The following is a 15,725-nucleotide window of genomic DNA, read 5'->3' as shown; positions in this document are numbered from 1 at the left end:
CGCGGGCGCTCACATGCCCGCCATCATGTCATCGACCGGCCCGGACCATCCGACCCGCGACGCGGGCTTCGGGATCTACCTTCACTGGCCCTTCTGCGCCGCGAAGTGCCCGTACTGCGACTTCAACAGCCACGTCCGCCGCGCGGGCGTGGACGAGCCGCGCTTCCTGGCGGCCTTCCGCGCCGAGATCTCCCAAACCGCCGCCCGCACGCCGGGCCGGACCGTGACCAGCATCTTCCTCGGCGGCGGCACGCCCTCGCTGATGCAGCCCGCGACCGTGGCCGGGCTGCTCGACGCGGTGGGGGAGCATTGGGCGGTCGCGCCGGACGCGGAGGTGACCCTCGAGGCCAACCCGTCGAGCGTCGAGGCGGGCCGCTTCCAGGGCTACCGCGCCGCCGGGGTCAACCGGGTGTCGCTCGGGATCCAGGCCCTCGACGACGCCTCGCTGCGGACCCTCGGGCGCCTGCACGACACCGCGCAGGCGCTCGGCGCGATCGCCCTGGCGCAGTCGGCCTTCGCGCGGACCTCCTTCGACCTGATCTACGCGCGGCCCGGACAGACGCCGGACCTGTGGCGGGCGGAGCTTAGCGACGCGCTCGCGCGGGCCGCCGAGCACCTCTCGCTCTACCAGCTCACCATCGAGCCCGGGACGCCGTTCCACGGGCTCGCCGCCGCCGGCAAGCTGGTGACGCCGGACGACGAGGTCGGTCGCGCCCTCTACGACGTCACCCAGGAGCTCTGCGCGAAGGCCGGCCTCCCGGCCTACGAGATCTCGAACCACGCGCGGCCCGGTGCGGAATCGCGGCACAACCTGCTCTACTGGCGCTACGGCGAGTATGCCGGCATCGGTCCGGGCGCCCACGGTCGGCTCGTGACGGGCCGGGGCCGGGTCGGAACCGTGACGGAACGGTCGCCCGAGGCGTGGCTCGCCCGCGTCGAGGCCGAGGGCCACGGGATCGTCGAGACCGAGAGCCTCTCGGCCGCCGACCAGGCCGACGAGTTCCTGGTGATGGGCCTGCGCCTGCGCGAGGGGATCGATCCCGACCTCTACGCGGCGCTCAAGGGCCGGCCCCTGAACGGCAACCGCATCGGCATGCTGATCGGGGACGGCCTGCTCGAGCGGCTGCCGGGCGGCCGCATCGCCGCCACGGCGCGGGGGGCGCCGGTGCTCAACGCCCTGGTCGCCGAGCTCGCCGCCTGATCAGATCGCCGGCTTCGCGAGAACCCGGGGCGCCGGGCTGACGGGCGTCGCGGCGTTGTTGCGGATGTCGTAGACCGCGAGGGACCGCTCGCTCTGACCGTCCGGCCGGAACCGGAACGTCCCGTCGACGCCGGCGAAGCCCAGGCCGTTGGTCAGGGTGGTCTCGGCGAAGCGCTGCGAGCCGTAGCGCCGCGACAGGGCCGCGGCGAGCAGCACCGCGTCGTAGGCGAGCGAGGCCACCCGCGGCGGGACGGCGCCGAACCGGGCCTGGTAGCGCGCGCTGAAATTCGAGAAGCCGACGCGGTCCGGCGCGGCGAAGCGGCCACCCTGGAGGGCCGGCAGCGCGAACAGTGACGGCTCGTTCCAGAGGGCGGTGCCGAGGGGGCGCACCCGGGCCGGCGAGAAGCCCGCCTTCGTCAGCGCGGCCGCCACGGCGGGCATCGCGTCCGCGGTCTCGGGGATGAACAGCGCGTCGGCGGTGGCGCCGGGCCCGGTGATCACCCGCGCGAGCCGCTCGACCGCCGGGCCGGGCGCGCCGGCCGGGTAGCGCTCCACGGCGGCGACGCGCGCGCCCTTGCGGGCGACGACCTCCCGGAACGCCGCCTCGACGGCGTTGCCGTAGGCGGTCTCGGGGATCAGCGCCGCGAAGGACCTCTTCCCGCCCGCGACCGCGTCCTCGACCACGCGGTCCACCTCCGGCTGCGGCAGGAAGCTCAGCAGGTAGACGCCCTGGTTCGCCACGGTCGCGTCCGTGGAGAAGCCGATCACCGGCTTGCCGGCGGTCCTGGCGACGGCCGCGGCGGCCTGCACGCTGCCGGCGAAGAGCGGGCCGAGCACGATCTCGGCGCCCTGCCGCAGCGCCTCCTGGGTCGCCTCCCGGGCGCCGTCCGGACTGCCCCGGTCGTCCTCGACGATGAGCGTCAGGTCGGGCTGCTGGGCCTCGTCGTAGGCGAGCTGCGCCGCGTTGCGCATCGCGGCCCCCACGGTCGATCCCTGGCCGGTCAGCGGCAGCACCAGGGCGACCTTCACCGAGCCCGCCCCGATGCGCCCGCCGCCGCCCGCGGCCGGCATCGGCGGCGCCGCGGGCGCGGTGCCCGGCGCATCCGGCACGGCGGCCGGCGGTGACAGCTCGGCCTGCGGCCCGGTCGCGCGTCGCGCGAGGTCGCTGCCGACGCAACCGCCGAGCGAGAGCAGGATCGCGCAGAGCGCGGCGGTCTGGGCGGTGACACGCACGAGACGGTCCCGCGCGCTTGTCGGGCGCGCCATGGCGCGTACTCCTTCGGGCAGGCTCCGCAGCCTGACCGGCGGATTCTGAAATGTAAACGCGGCGGCGGGGACTTGCCCCCCGGCCACGCAGCCTCGCCGCGACGAGAGGCGACCAGTGTGGCAAGATCGCCGGTGATGACCCGCAGATTCGACGACCCGGGGGCCGCCGCCCCGACCCGAGCTCCGTCCCCGAAGCTCGCCCCCGACCGCCCGCGCAGCACGACCTTCACGGCCTTCGGCCTCGCGAGCGAGACCGAACCCCTGTCGCCGGGCCTGCACATCGTGGCGACGCCCATCGGGAACCTGCGCGACATCACGATCCGGGCGCTGGCGACCCTGGCGGCCGCCGACGCGGTCCTGGCCGAGGACACCCGCGTCACCCGGAACCTGCTGGCGCATTACGGGATCACGACGCCGCTGCTCGCCTATCACGAGCATTCCAACGACGCGGTGCGCGAGCGGATGGTGGCGCGGCTCACCGCCGGCGAGGCCCTGGCGCTGGTCTCGGATGCCGGGACGCCGCTCGTCTCGGATCCCGGCTACAAGCTGGTCCAGGCCGCCATCGAGGCCGGGATCGCCATCACGCCCGTCCCGGGGCCGTCCGCGGTGATGACCGCGCTGGTCGCGGCGGGCCTGCCGACCGACCGGTTCTTCTTCGAGGGCTTCCTGCCGCAGAAGGCCGGTGCGCGGCGCAACCGCCTGGAGGCGCTGATCCAAGTTCCCGGCACGCTGGTCCTGTTCGAGTCGCCGCATCGCCTGCCCGACATGCTGGCCGACGCCGCCGCGGTGCTGGGTCCGGAGCGGCCGGCGGCCGTGACCCGCGAGCTGACCAAGCTCTACGAAACCATCCGGCGCGATACGTTGGGCAGCCTGAGCGCGCGCTTCGCCCAGGAGGGACCGCCGAAGGGGGAGATCGTGGTGATCATCGGTGCGGCGACGGCGCCGGAGCGCAGCGCGGATTCGGATGCCGCCCTCGACGCCCTGATCCTGGCGGCGCTGGAGCGGCACTCGATCAAGGATGCCGCCAGCCTCGTGTCCGACGAGACCGGTCAGCCGCGGCGCCTCGTCTACACCCGCGCGCTGGCGCTGGCGCGGGACCAGGGATGACCGGGGCCGTGCCGGACAGGGCCGGCCGACGCCGCGCCGCCTACCGGCTCGGCCACCGCGCCGAGTGGCTGGCGCTCGCCGCGCTGATGCTCAAGGGGTACTGGCCGATCGGCCGGCGCGTGAGCGTCGCGGGCGGCGAGATCGATCTCGTCGTCCGGCGCTGGAAGACCGTCGTGTTCGTGGAGGTGAAGGCGCGGGCGCGCCGCGACGATGCCCGGGAGGCGATCGACGCCGCCAAGCGGCGGCGGTTCTCCCGCGCGGTCCGCGCCTGGATCGGACGCAATGCGTGGTGTGCCGGGTCGACGTTCCGGGCCGACGCCGTGTTCGTCGGATCCCGCACCTGGCCCGCCCATGTCGAGGGGGTCTTCACCATCGAGGGTCTGTGACGGGCGGCCCGTGACCGCCGGAGCCGACGCGCCGGGTCTCAGTCCCGGGCGGCGCGGATCGCCCCGATCAGGGTCCGCTTCAGGTCGGCCTGGCTGAACGGCTTCTGGACGACGGGCCTGTCGCGGAACGGCTCGCGGATGCCGGCACCGCCGTAGCCGGTCGAGAAGACCAGCGGCAGGTCGCGCTTGGCGATGGCCTCGGCCACCGGGTAGATCGGCTCACCCGCCACGTTCACGTCGAGAATGGCGACCTCGAACGCTTCCTGCGACGCCATCTCCAGCGCCGAGGACAGCCGCGCGGCCGGCCCGACCACGGCGCAGCCGAAATCGAGGAGCATGTCCTCCAGCAGCATCGAAATCGCGGCCTCGTCCTCGACGACGAGAACACGGACGCCGTTGAGGACGTCGTCGTTGGGGTCAGCAATCACGCCGGGCCGTCTTCCCTTCGAATGCCCCCGTCGCCGGGGATCTTGCCATGCGGCTGGTCACGCCTTGCGCACCGCGTGAGCAGCGTCCGGACGGGTGAACGCGGCCCGAGGGTCAGCCCGCGAGACAACCTGAGGCGTCGCCCGTAATGCGCAATGTGTCAAGCGTTCCCGGCCCGTTCCGACACCCAGACCGGGCGCTATGTTAACCGATGATACATTTTTGTGCGGGCGGCTTCGCGCGGGCGTATGCGAGTGTCGCCGCGCGGCCGTTCAGTCGTCCTTGAACGTGACCTTGGCGCCCCGTGTCACATGCGCGGCGAGGTCGCGGGCGTTCCAGTTGGTCAGGCGGATGCAGCCGTGGGACTCCGTCTTCCCGACCTTCTCGGGCTCCGGCGTCCCGTGGATCCCGTAGCTCGGGATCGCCAAGTCGATCCAGACCAGGCCGACCGGGTTGTTGGGCCCCGACTGGATGGTGAATTTGTGCTGCGCCTTCACGCCCTTGAACGCGTATTTCGGGTTGTAGGTGTAGTCCGGGTCGAACGCGACGCCCTTCACCTTGGTCTCGCCGCTCGGGGCCGGCTTCTCGGCACTGCCGATCGACGCGGGGTAATAGGCCACGAGCTTCCCGTCGGCGCCGTAGGCGCGGACGTCGCGGCTCGACTTGTCGACCTCGATGCGTTCGACCTTCGGCTCCTGGGGTAGATCCTTGGCCTTCGGCTTGTCCGTGCCCATCGGGTCCACCGCCGCGACCGCGATGGTCGTGCCGGCCTTGTCGAGGGGCTTGCCGGGATTGAGCGCGCTCACGAGGTCGCGGCTCATGTGGAAGCGCTCGGCCAGCATCTCGCGGGGATTGGTGTAGCCCATCGACTTGAGCTCGGCCTGCTCCTCCATCTTGGGCGGGATCCGCTCGACATAGGGGCCCGCGGCGTCGGCCTCGGAGAGCGTGTAGTCAGTGACGGCGGGCTTGTCGCTGGTCGCCTGGAGCTTGTCCCAGATCTCGGGCGTCAGGTCCTCGCCGGCGGGAAGCCCCTGGGCCACCGCGAAGGCCGAGAGGGCGTGCCGGTAATTGTCGCCCTTCCGGCCGTCGATCGCTCCGGGATAGAAGCGCGCGCGATCGAGCAGCACCTGGGCTTTGACGATCAGCGGATCGGGCTTGTCGTCCGACGACTTGGCCCGACGGGCCTTCGCGTCGGACTTCGTCCCCTCGCTCTTCCCGACGCCTGCCTGCGCCAGGGTCGCGGCGTTCACCGCCTCGGCGGTCAGCGCCGGCGGCTGGGCGGTCTCAGCCTTCCGGCCCTTCCCGGTCCGGGCAGCCGCACCATGCGCGGCCAGACAACTCGCCAGGAGAGCCACGCAGACCGGCCGCCAAGGTTTCGGGATCATCGCCGTCGTCATTCCGGGGAGCGGACGCGCTCTCGAGCCGAGAAATGCCGGACCTGCGGGAACGTTCCACCCGGTTCTACTGGCACAGGCGGTGACCGCCGTTACGCTCGCGCTCGTCGAGGTGGAAATGGTTGGCGTGGGCGGCGTTCGAGCCCGGGCCGAGGACGGTGCGGAAGAAGCCGCAGGCCTTGGCGCGCACCGCGCCGAGGAACTGTGCCTCCTCGGAACCGTCCGGCATCGCCTTGACGGGGATGCTCGCGCGTCCCGCGAAGGCGAAGCCCATGATGTCGGCGGCGTTGGCGAAGGCGTGCTCGCTGAGCTTGGCGTCGACGTCGTGGTTCTGTCCCCGGCAGACATAGGAGCCGCCGAGTTCGAGCGCGATCAGCGGGTGCTTCAGCGTTCGATCGGCCTCGATCTGCACCTCCGTGACCCAGCGCGCCAGCGCCTCGGCGGTCCGGCAGGTCAGCGTGGCGCCCTGCGGCAGCACCACCCCGTCGGCGAACTTCGTCACCTTGAGCGGCAGCGGCGCGGTGCACTGGCCTTCGGAGATCGCCGGCAGCGGCTCGAACTCGACCCCGAGACGCTTGAGGCGCGTCCGGCAGGCGGAATCGTCCGGCGGTGTCACCTTGAGCGCCAGGGCGGCCGCGCCCGACAGCTCGGGCGGCCGCGCGGGCGGCGCTGGCGGCGGTGAGGGGATCTCGGGCTTCGCTGTCTCCTTCGCGCTTTCCTTCGGAGCTTCCTTCCCGGCTTCCTGCCCGGACTCCGGCGGCTTGTCCCGGCCATTCTCCCTCGAAGGCTCTCGGGCCAAGTGCTTGCCCGGCTCCTTGCTCGGCTCCTTGCTCGGCTCAGCCGCGGCAGGTTTCAGCTCGGGCGGCCGCGCCGGCGGCGTCGGTGGCGCCGGCTCGGCGACGGGCGGCTTCAGCGCCTCGGGGCGCTCCGGCGGCAGCGGCGGGGGCGTCGGCACCGTGGCCGCCGGCGTCTCGACGGCGCCGACCGGCGTGGCCGGGAGGGCGAGCCCCGCGGCGAGGGCGCCGCCCGCCAGGAGCGTCGCGGATCGGAGGATCGACAGGCTGCGTCCCGGCATGGGGCCTCGAAGCGTGGGCGTTGGCCTCTACAACGGGCGAGACGCCATTCGGATCGCCCGGACCCGGTTGACGGCCGCGCCGATCGGACCACTGTCTTCCGGATCGCGCCGGCACACCCCATGTCGGCGCACCTGCGGCGCGGACGATCGCGCCGTCGCGTGGACGTCGAGATCGAGGACTGCATGTCGGACGCAGCTGATGCCGGGCTCCCGAGCCTGCCGCCGGACAATCCCTTCCGCGAGGCGCAGTGGAGCACCCCGCACGGCCTCCCGCCGTTCGAGCGGATCCGGCCGGAGCACTACCGGCCCGCGTTCGACGCCGCCCTGGCGGCGCACGATTCCGAGATCCGCGCCATCGCGAGTGAGTCCGCTCCCGCCACCTTCGGCAACACCGTCGAGGCGATGGAGCGGGCCGGCCTCGCCCTCGAGCGCGTCGCCGGCGTGTTCTACAACCTGACAGGCAGCCACACGAACCCCGAGCTGCAGGCCATCGAGCGGGAGATCGGGCCGAAGCTCGCCCGGCACGGCAGCGCCATCTACCTCAACCCCGAGCTCTGGGCCCGGATCTCGGCGATCGACGCCGAGGGCCTGAGCGCGGAGCAGCGCCGGGTCCTCGACCGGTACCGGATCCGCTTCCGCCGCTCGGGTGCGGATCTCGGGCCCGAGGACAAGGCCCGCATCGCCGAGATCGCGGCGCGCATGTCGGAGCTCGGGACCACGTTCAGCCAGAACCTCCTGGCCGACGAGAGCAGCTTCACCCTGCCGCTGCAGGGCGAGGAGGATCTGGCCGGCCTGCCGCCGTTCCTGCGGGCCGCGGCCGAGAGCGCCGCGAAGGAGCGCGGCCTCGACGGGCACGTCATCACCCTGTCCCGCTCGCTGATCGAGCCGTTCCTGGTCTGCTCGACCCGGCGCGACCTGCGCGAGCGCGCCTACGCGGCCTGGACGCGGCGCGGCGAGAACGGCGGCGCGACCGACAACCGGGCGATCATCGCGGAGATCATCCGGCTGCGCGCCGAGCGGGCGCGGCTCCTCGGCTTCGAGAGCTTCGCCCATTTCGCCCTCGACGACACGATGGCGGCGAGCCCGGACGCGGCGACCGGGCTGCTGCGGGACGTGTGGACGCCGGCCCGCGCGCGGGCGGCGGAGGAGCGCGACCGTCTCCAGGCCACCATCCAGGCGGAGGGCCACAACTTCGCCCTCCAGGCGCACGATTGGCGGCACTACGCCGAGAAGGTGCGGCGCGCCGAGCACGACCTCGACGAGAGCGAGATCAAGGCGTACCTGCCGCTGGAGCGGATGATCCAGGCGGCGTTCGACACGGCCTCGCGGCTGTTCGGTCTGACCTTCACGGAACTCGCCGACGTGCCGCGCTACCATCCCGATGTCCGGGTCTGGCGGGTCGGCAATCCCGATGGGTCCGAGGTCGGCCTGTTCCTGGGCGACTACTTCGCCCGCGCCTCGAAGCGGTCTGGCGCCTGGATGAGCGCCTTCCGCTCGCAGGAGCGCCTGAACGGGACGGTCACGCCGATCATCGTCAACGTCATGAACTTCGCCAAGGCGCCGGACGGCGAGGCGACGCTGCTGTCCTTCGACGACGCGCGCACCCTGTTCCACGAGTTCGGCCACGCCCTGCACGGGCTGCTCTCGGACGTGACCTACCCGCTCCTGTCGGGGACGGCGGTGTCGCGCGACTTCGTGGAGCTGCCCTCGCAGCTCTACGAGCACTGGCTGGAGCAGCCGGAAGTCCTGCGGACCCACGCGCGCCACCATCGCACGGGCGAGCCCATGCCCGACGCCCTGCTGCGGAAGCTGCTCGCCGCGCGGACCTTCAACCAGGGTTTCGCCACCGTGGAGTACACGTCCTCGGCGATCGTCGACATGACCCTGCACCTCTCGGCGGAAGGCGAGGGCGGTCTCGACGTGCCCGCCTTCGAGGCCGAGGCGCTGCGGCGGATCAGCATGCCGGCCGAGATCAGCATGCGGCACCGGACGCCGCACTTCGCCCACATCTTCTCTGGGGACGGCTACGCCGCCGGATACTACAGCTACCTCTGGTCTGAGGTGCTGGACGCGGACGCGTTCGACGCGTTCCGCGAGGCCGGCGACATCTTCGATCCGGAGACGGCGAAGCGGTTGCGGACCTTCGTGTACGGGGCCGGCAATTTGCGCGACCCGCGCGAGGCCTACACGGCCTTCCGCGGGCGGATGCCGAGCATCGAGCCGATCCTGAAGAAGCGCGGGCTGGCGGCCTGAGCCACGGGCGTGCGGTAAGGGTTTCGTAAACAAACGTCCTTAACGAACGCTTGCAGCGCGAGGCCGCGTGCGGAGTTCGGGGCGATGACGAAGATCGAAGCCAAGCAGGGCGTTTCCCAGGGCATCTCGCCGGCCGACCTGCTCAAGGCCGCGGTGACCGGCAAGACCGACGCCGCGGCCGCCGGGACCGAGACCGCGGCCTCGCCGGCTGGCGGGAAGTTCGCGCTGGCGTCGCTGGCGCGCCTGGATCCGAAGCGGTTCGCGATCCCGGGGGCTGCCCTCGCGCTGGGCGTCCTCCTGGGCGGGGGCGTGATGGCGCTCTCCCGCCCGGCCTCGGTCCGGCCCGACGCGCTCGCGGCCCTCGAGACGACGCTCGATGCCGGCCGCACCGAGACCGTGCGCCTCGCCGCCGACATCGCGCAGCTCCACACCGTGCTCGCCGACCTGCGCGCCTCGACCGACGTGGCGCGGAAGGAGGCGGCCAGCCGCAGCACCGCCCTCGGCGAGCGCCTGGCGCTGGTCGACAAGAGCCTGAACGGCAAGGTCACAACCCTCGGCGAGCGGCTCGAGCAGGTCGAGCGCGACCACAACACCCGCCTCAGCGGCCTCGCCGCGCAGCTCGACCGCCGCGCGGCCGCGACTCCGGCCGCCGCGAAGGCGGAGCCGACCCAGACCGGCAGCATCGGCGAGCCCGCCCGCGCCGCCGAGGCGAAGCCCGAGGTCAAGGTCGCGGACGCCAAGGTGAGCGAGCCCAAGCAGAAGCCGGCCGCGTCCGACAAGCCTCCGGTGATCGAGGGCTGGGCCCTGCGGGACGTCTACGAGGGCACCGCGATCCTGGAGAACCGCCGGCGCCGCCTCGTCGAGGTCGCGCCCGGCGACGTCATCCCGGGCGTCGGCCGCGTCGAGGGCGTCGAGCGCCACGGTCGGGAATGGGTGGTGGTGACCCGCCAGGGCCTCGTCACCGCGCAGGCTTGGTAGCCCTCAGCGGCCCGTGAACCCGGTCGGCGCCAGCTCGCCGGGCGCGATCGGGAAGCGCGGCTCGATCGTCATCGGATCGGCCAGGGCCGCCGCGCGCTCCGCGCGCCTGCGCCCGTGCCGCAGGGCCCGGGTCTGCGCCGCGCGGGTCGGGTGCAGGATGGCAGCGAGCAGGGACTGCCCTTCGAACTCGCTGTCCAGGTTCTTGGCTTCGAAGACGGGCATGGCCGGCCTGCTTGAGTGCGGTGCCGGACACTGCCGAAGGCGTCGATCCGGGCCACATCCCCAATAACGGGGATCGCGTGGACAGGTTCCGTCAAGCTTTCGCTCCGCAACCTCTTTTTTACTTTCGTCCAGGCGTCACCCGAATGCAGTGCGGCCGCGCACACCGGCCCGCGGTCAGACGAACTGGTTCAGCCCCGGGATCGATCCGATAATCGGGCCCATCGCGTCCTCGCCGACCTTCTCGCGGCCGAAGGCGAACAGCTCTTGTCCGAGGGGCTGCATCTGACCCATCGGCACGCCGGCGGCCATCAGCTTCTGGCCGAGCGCCATGACGCCGCCGCCGCCCATCATGCCGCCGAGCATGCCCATCAGGCCGCCGCCGCCGCTCTCGCCGGCATTCGACTCGGCGATCAGCGCCTCGGAGCCCGGCAGCGCCGCCAGGAGCTGGCCGACCTCGGCCGCGGGCCCTTCCTTCTGCAGGAAGGCCAGGATGTGCCCGATGGCGGTCTGAGCGGTCGCGGCGTCGAGCCCAGTGCGGGTGGTGACGCGGGCGAGCAGTTCTTCCATGGTGATGATCTCTTCGGAACGCTTCCAGACGTCCTTCGACTCTGAGGCGTCGGAAATCAAGCGCGCGGCATCGCTTCCCAGGAAAACTCCCCGGTTACAGCGGGCACGGTGCCGCAGCGCGCGACCTCGCCAAGGGCCGCCCCTTCCGGTAGACCCTCGGTCAGTCTTGAACCGTTCCAGGCCGCCGGGCCGGGTGATCCAGGGAGTTGCCGGACCATGCGGGTCGGCCTGTTCGTGCCGTGCTACGTCGACGCCTTCGAGCCGGAGGTCGGGATCGCCACGCTGGAGCTCCTCGAGCGCCTGGGCTGCACGGTCGAGTACCCGTTCGACCAGACCTGCTGCGGCCAGCCGATGACCAACACCGGCTGCCACGCCGAGGCCGCCGCGACCGAGGCGCTGTTCGTCAAGAACTTCTCCGGCTTCGACTATATCGTCGCCCCGTCGGGCTCCTGCGTTCACCAGGTGCGCGAGCACCTGACGGCGATCCCGCAGACCGACGAGGTCCGGCACGTCCGCGCCAGCACCTACGAGCTCGTGGAGTTCCTGCACGACGTGCTGAAGGTCGAGGACCTGCCCTGGGCGAACTTCCCCCACAAGGTCGCCTATCACACCAACTGCAACGCCCTGCGCGGCATCCACCACGCGCGGCCGACCGAGCTGGTGAAGCCCTACTACTCGAAGCCCCTCGACCTGCTGCGCCTCGTGAAGGGGGTCGAGCTCGTCGACCTCGCCCGGCCTGACGAGTGCTGCGGCTTCGGCGGCACCTTCTCGGTGTTCGAGCCCGCCGTCTCGGCCAAGATGGGCTACGACAAGGTCGCCGATCAGAACCGGGCCGGGGCCGCCTACGTCGTCTCGGCGGATTCCTCCTGCCTCATGCACCAGAAGGGCTGCGCCGAACGGCTCGGCTTGCCGCTCAAGTACATCCACATCGCGCAGGTGCTGAACGGAGCCGCCGCATGAGCGCCGAGGACCTCAACCCCCGCGAGCGCGAAGGCGTCATCCACCCCGAGGTGCGGGCCGGCCACGACGAGAGCGAGCGGGCGCCGGACGGCCGGCGTCTCCAGCACGCGGAAGCCGCCTCGAAGCCGATCCGCGCCCCGCAGACCCGGGAGCCGCAGCCGCGCGGCGCGAAGATCCGGGGCGACCGGCCGATCAACCAGTCGGAGGCCGCCGAGCGCTTCCTCGCGGCGCCGCTGCACCAGGCCGCCCACGACGAGCGCCTCTGGGACCTGCGCAAGAAGCGCGACGCCTCCGCGCACGGCATCCCGGAGTGGGAGGAGCTGCGCGAGCTCGCCTCGCAGATCAAGACCCACACGCTGAGCCACCTCGACCGGTACCTCGAGCAGTTCGAGGCGGCCGCGAAGGCCAACGGCGTCCACGTCCACTGGGCGAAGGACGGCGCCGATCACAACCGGATCGTGCTGGACATCCTGCGGAGCCACGGCGCGAAAACGCTGGTGAAGTCGAAGTCGATGCTCACCGAGGAGTGCGGCTTCCGCCACCACATGGCGGCCAACGGCATCGAGGTCATCGAGACGGATCTCGGCGAGCGGATCCAGCAGCTCGACAACGAGGAGCCGAGCCACGTCGTGGCGCCGGCCGTCCACAAGACCCGGATGGACGTGGCCGAGGTCTTCGCCAAGACGCTCGGCACCGATCCGGACAACGACGACGCGCACTACCTCGCCGAGAGCCAGCGCGAGACCACCCGGCCCTACATCCTGAAGGCCGATGCCGGCATGACCGGATGCAACTTCGCGATCGCCGAGACCGGCACGGTCGTGACCTGCACCAACGAGGGCAACGCCGACCTGTCCGGCAACGTGCCGCCGCTGCAGATCCACTCCATCGGCATCGAGAAGATCATCCCGAAGGTCGAGCACCTCGGGGTGTTCATCCGCCTGCTGTCGCGCTCGGCGCTGGGCTCGCCGATCACCCAGTACACCTCGCATTTCCGCGGCCCCCGCGCGGGCACCGAGATGCACATGGTGCTGGTCGACAACGGCCGCTCCGAGCGCCTCGGCATGGAGGAGTTCTGGACCTCGCTGAAATGCATCCGCTGCGGCGCCTGCATGAACACCTGCCCGGTCTACCGGCGCTCGGGCGGCCTCTCCTACGGCGCGACCTATTCGGGGCCTATCGGGCTGATCATCGATCCGACCTTCAACAAGCGGAAATACTCGACGCTGCCGTTCTCCTCGACGATGAACGGCTCCTGCACCAACGTCTGCCCGGTGAAGATCAATATCCACGAGCAGATCTTCGCGTGGCGGAAGGTGCTGGTCGAGGAGCACCAGATCCCGGCGCTCAAGCAGGGCATGATGAAGGCCGCGGGCGCCGTGCTCTCGCGCCCGGCCGCCTACCGGGCGGCGATCGGCGCGGCGGATTCCGCCCTGAAGGTCCTGCCGCGCTTCGCGGTCTACAACCCGCTCAACACCTGGGGGAAGAAGCGCGAGATGCCCGACGCGCCGCGCCAGACCTTCCACGCCTGGTACAAGCAGAACCGTATGAAGGACACGGGTCGATGAGCGCCCGCGACGCGATCCTCGACGGCATCCGCAGGAACCGGCCGGCCGGCGACTTCCCGCTGCCGGAGGTGCCGCTGTTCGCGCCGCTGGTCGGCCAGGACCTGGTCGCCGAGTTCGGCGAGCGGCTGAAGCGCATGGGCGGCCGCGTGGCCGAGCCCGGTGCCGGCGACGTGTTCGCGGGCGTGCGCGAGCGCCTCGACGCCGCCAAGGTTATCGCCTCCGCGGTGCCGGAGCTGACCGGCAACCGCGACCTGCGGAGCGTGCGCGCGCCCCAGGAGGTCGAGGACGTGGACGTGGCGGTGGTCCGCGCGGTGTTCGGCATCGCCGAGACCGGCTCGGTGCTGTTCACGCAGGACCAGCTGATCGTCAACGCCGTCGCCTATCTCGCGCAGCACCTCGTCGTGCTGCTCGACCCGGCCGACATCGTGCCGAACGTGCAGGCGGCCTACCGCCGGCCGGAATTCGGCCGCTCGGCCTACGCGGTGCTGCATACCGGCCCGTCGGCCACCGCCGACATCGAGGGCGTCCTCATCCACGGCGCGCAGGGCGTGCGCTCTCTGACGGTGGTGCTGCTCCCAAGGGATGCCGCCGAGCGCGGCTGAGAGCGGCTCCATCGCTTCAGCCGTCTTTGCGAGTGGAGCGAAGCAGTCCAGGGACGCCCTATGCCCGGCGATGTCGCGCCGCCCTGGCTCGCTTCGCTCCGCTCGCGATGACGGTGGCGCCGTCCGACGCACGCGGCGCCCCCGTCTCGCCCGCGCCCCCCGATCGAGCCGGAACCGACGGTCGGGCGCGCCCCTTGCTTGGACGGCGGATGGGCCGTCATCCGGCAAGGAGATCCGATGCGCTACACCCTCGGTTGCAGCCTGTCCTACAACATCCTCTCGGACACCACCTTCATCTTTAATCTGGAGGTGGCGAAGCTGAAGAGCGTCGAGATCCTGAGCGAGAGCCTGGTCCTGACGCCGAACCTCAAGCGCGATCTCTACACGACCCCCGATCTCCAGAACCGCTATCTCGCGGTCAACGTCCCGACCGGTCAGTTCGCGCTGGAGTACAATGCCGAGGTCGACCTGACCGTGCACCGGGCCGACCCGGCGACCGTCAACGAGACGCCCATCGGGCAGCTGCCCCTCGACATCCTGCCGTTCCTGCTGCCGAGCCGGTTCGTCTCCTCGGACCGGCTGACGCCCTTCGCGCTCGCCGAGTTCGGGGCGCTCCCCAAGGGCCACGCGCGCGTGAACCAGATCTGCAACTGGATCCACGACCACATCGCCTACCAGCCCGGCTCCAGCGACGGCGAGACGACCGCCCACGAGTCGCTCCTGAAGCGCGCCGGCGTCTGCCGCGACTTCGCGCATATCGGCGCCGCCTTCTGCCGGGCGCTCGGGATCCCGGCCCGGTTCGTGAGCTGCTACGCCCACGGCCTCGTCCCGAGCGACTTCCACGCGGTATTCGAGGCCTATCTGGACGGGCGCTGGTGGCTGTTCGACGCCACCCGGCAGGCCGACCTCGACGGGCTGGTGCGAATCGGCGTCGGGCGCGACGCCGCGGAGATCGCCTTCTCGACGCCCTTCGGCAACATGCAGCCGGTCAATCAGCAGGTCCGGATCCAGCGCGCGGACGGGCAGGGCAGCCCGATGCCGCGCACGGTGGACGCCATCTCGACCGAGATCCCGGCGCCGCACGCCGGAGCGGCCTGAGCGCGGATCCGGCCGGGATCACGTCGTCCTGTGATCCCGTGATCCCGGCCGCGCCGCCGCGAAGCGGGTGCCGGTGCAGGACGCCCGATCCCGGCCTGCGTCGGCGAAGAGCGGCACACGGGCTCCATTCGATCAGGCCCGCGACGCCGCCACGGACGCGCGCCGGACCCGCCGTTCCGCGCGAGCGAGGACCGCGCGGCGCGCAAGCAGATTGGCGCGCCGGACCTGCCGCGGCGGCGGCGCGACATGTCGTTCTGCCCGTCGGTCGGCGTATTGCCGGCGCAGGTCCCGCATAGGGATAGTGATACAGCGACTTTCCGGGTGCCGGATTGCCGCGTCCCGCCCGGATCGCGGCCGGGAGATCCTCGGCTTGCCCGAAGACAAGTTGCGTCTCGACGAAGCGTCTCGTCAGCGCCGCGCCATTGTCCTTCATCTTGTCGTCGCCGCCGAAATGGCCGCAAGCGTGGCTGTGGCGGGGTCGCAACACCGTAAAACGATCCCCGCTCCGCCCCGAGACCTGCCCGTAAACGCCGCGATCCCGCCATAGTCCGGGCCCACCTCAACATCCGCGGTAAACGGCAAATTCGACAACGGTTTACCGTTCGGAAACGAGGACTTCCCG

At 71.7% G+C, this 15,725-nt stretch carries 15 protein-coding genes; 9 read left to right on the top strand and 6 right to left on the bottom strand.

Annotated elements, in window-relative coordinates; genetic code table 11:
* The first annotated feature begins 13 nt into the window (after nucleotides 1-13).
* A complete protein-coding gene (gene hemW / locus ACLBYB_RS10960; RefSeq protein ID WP_447698770.1) occupies nucleotides 14-1,201 on the top strand; it encodes a radical SAM family heme chaperone HemW in 1,188 nt (395 codons plus the stop codon).
* On the opposite strand, the gene ACLBYB_RS10955 is transcribed toward hemW, so the two are convergent.
* Nucleotides 1,202-2,467, bottom strand: coding sequence for a penicillin-binding protein activator (locus ACLBYB_RS10955; protein WP_447698769.1), 1,266 nt, complete (start codon nucleotides 2,465-2,467; stop codon nucleotides 1,202-1,204).
* A 135-nt stretch (nucleotides 2,468-2,602) separates the two neighbouring features.
* Here ACLBYB_RS10955 and rsmI point away from each other — a divergent pair, with 135 nt between their 5' ends.
* On the top strand, nucleotides 2,603-3,574 hold the full coding sequence (rsmI, locus tag ACLBYB_RS10950; protein ID WP_447698768.1) for a 16S rRNA (cytidine(1402)-2'-O)-methyltransferase: 972 nt from the start codon (nucleotides 2,603-2,605) through the stop codon (nucleotides 3,572-3,574).
* A complete protein-coding gene (locus ACLBYB_RS10945) occupies nucleotides 3,571-3,960 on the top strand; it encodes a YraN family protein (protein ID WP_447698767.1) in 390 nt (129 codons plus the stop codon). Before rsmI ends, ACLBYB_RS10945 begins: the two co-directional genes overlap by 4 nt.
* Before the next feature lie 38 nt (nucleotides 3,961-3,998).
* Here ACLBYB_RS10945 and ACLBYB_RS10940 read toward each other — a convergent pair whose 3' ends face one another.
* The 3 genes from ACLBYB_RS10940 to ACLBYB_RS10930 form a co-directional block, all read right to left on the bottom strand.
* Nucleotides 3,999-4,388 (bottom strand): response regulator, encoded by a 390-nt coding sequence (locus ACLBYB_RS10940; protein ID WP_012319888.1) that lies wholly within the window; start codon nucleotides 4,386-4,388, stop codon nucleotides 3,999-4,001.
* Nucleotides 4,389-4,658: 270 nt separating this feature from the next.
* Complete coding sequence (locus tag ACLBYB_RS10935) at nucleotides 4,659-5,771, bottom strand: L,D-transpeptidase family protein (RefSeq protein ID WP_447698766.1); 1,113 nt, start codon at nucleotides 5,769-5,771, stop codon at nucleotides 4,659-4,661.
* 76 nt (nucleotides 5,772-5,847) lie between these two features.
* The gene (locus ACLBYB_RS10930; protein ID WP_447698765.1) at nucleotides 5,848-6,855 is read right to left on the bottom strand and encodes an extensin family protein; all 1,008 of its coding nucleotides are present in this window, start codon (nucleotides 6,853-6,855) and stop codon (nucleotides 5,848-5,850) included.
* 183 nt (nucleotides 6,856-7,038) lie between these two features.
* On the opposite strand from ACLBYB_RS10930, the gene ACLBYB_RS10925 reads away from it, so the two are divergent.
* Nucleotides 7,039-9,108 (top strand): M3 family metallopeptidase, encoded by a 2,070-nt coding sequence (locus ACLBYB_RS10925; protein WP_447698764.1) that lies wholly within the window; start codon nucleotides 7,039-7,041, stop codon nucleotides 9,106-9,108.
* A gap of 84 nt (nucleotides 9,109-9,192) precedes the next feature.
* Nucleotides 9,193-10,086: a hypothetical protein gene (locus tag ACLBYB_RS10920; RefSeq protein WP_447698763.1), complete on the top strand. Its 894-nt coding sequence runs from the start codon at nucleotides 9,193-9,195 to the stop codon at nucleotides 10,084-10,086.
* A 3-nt stretch (nucleotides 10,087-10,089) separates the two neighbouring features.
* Here the strand turns inward: ACLBYB_RS10920 and ACLBYB_RS10915 are convergent, their stop codons facing one another.
* Together ACLBYB_RS10915 and ACLBYB_RS10910 are read right to left on the bottom strand one after the other, a co-directional pair.
* Nucleotides 10,090-10,308, bottom strand: coding sequence for a hypothetical protein (locus tag ACLBYB_RS10915; protein WP_012319883.1), 219 nt, complete (start codon nucleotides 10,306-10,308; stop codon nucleotides 10,090-10,092).
* A 174-nt stretch (nucleotides 10,309-10,482) separates the two neighbouring features.
* Complete coding sequence (locus tag ACLBYB_RS10910) at nucleotides 10,483-10,875, bottom strand: DUF2267 domain-containing protein (RefSeq protein WP_012319882.1); 393 nt, start codon at nucleotides 10,873-10,875, stop codon at nucleotides 10,483-10,485.
* 216 nt (nucleotides 10,876-11,091) lie between these two features.
* Here ACLBYB_RS10910 and ACLBYB_RS10905 point away from each other — a divergent pair, with 216 nt between their 5' ends.
* From ACLBYB_RS10905 to ACLBYB_RS10890, 4 genes are all read left to right on the top strand, one after another.
* Nucleotides 11,092-11,835: a (Fe-S)-binding protein gene (locus ACLBYB_RS10905; RefSeq protein ID WP_042673458.1), complete on the top strand. Its 744-nt coding sequence runs from the start codon at nucleotides 11,092-11,094 to the stop codon at nucleotides 11,833-11,835.
* Complete coding sequence (locus tag ACLBYB_RS10900; protein WP_056528400.1) at nucleotides 11,832-13,403, top strand: lactate utilization protein B; 1,572 nt, start codon at nucleotides 11,832-11,834, stop codon at nucleotides 13,401-13,403. The genes ACLBYB_RS10905 and ACLBYB_RS10900 overlap by 4 nt, the downstream gene beginning before the upstream one ends.
* The gene (locus tag ACLBYB_RS10895) at nucleotides 13,400-14,005 is read left to right on the top strand and encodes a LutC/YkgG family protein (protein ID WP_447698762.1); all 606 of its coding nucleotides are present in this window, start codon (nucleotides 13,400-13,402) and stop codon (nucleotides 14,003-14,005) included. Before ACLBYB_RS10900 ends, ACLBYB_RS10895 begins: the two co-directional genes overlap by 4 nt.
* A 237-nt stretch (nucleotides 14,006-14,242) precedes the next feature.
* Entirely contained in the window at nucleotides 14,243-15,103 is an 861-nt protein-coding gene (locus tag ACLBYB_RS10890; protein WP_020091882.1) for a transglutaminase-like domain-containing protein, read from the top strand.
* Nucleotides 15,104-15,725 lie beyond the last annotated feature (622 nt).

Source organism: Methylobacterium sp. D54C (genome assembly GCF_053345595.1).
This window is presented reverse-complemented; position numbering and strand designations above follow the sequence as displayed.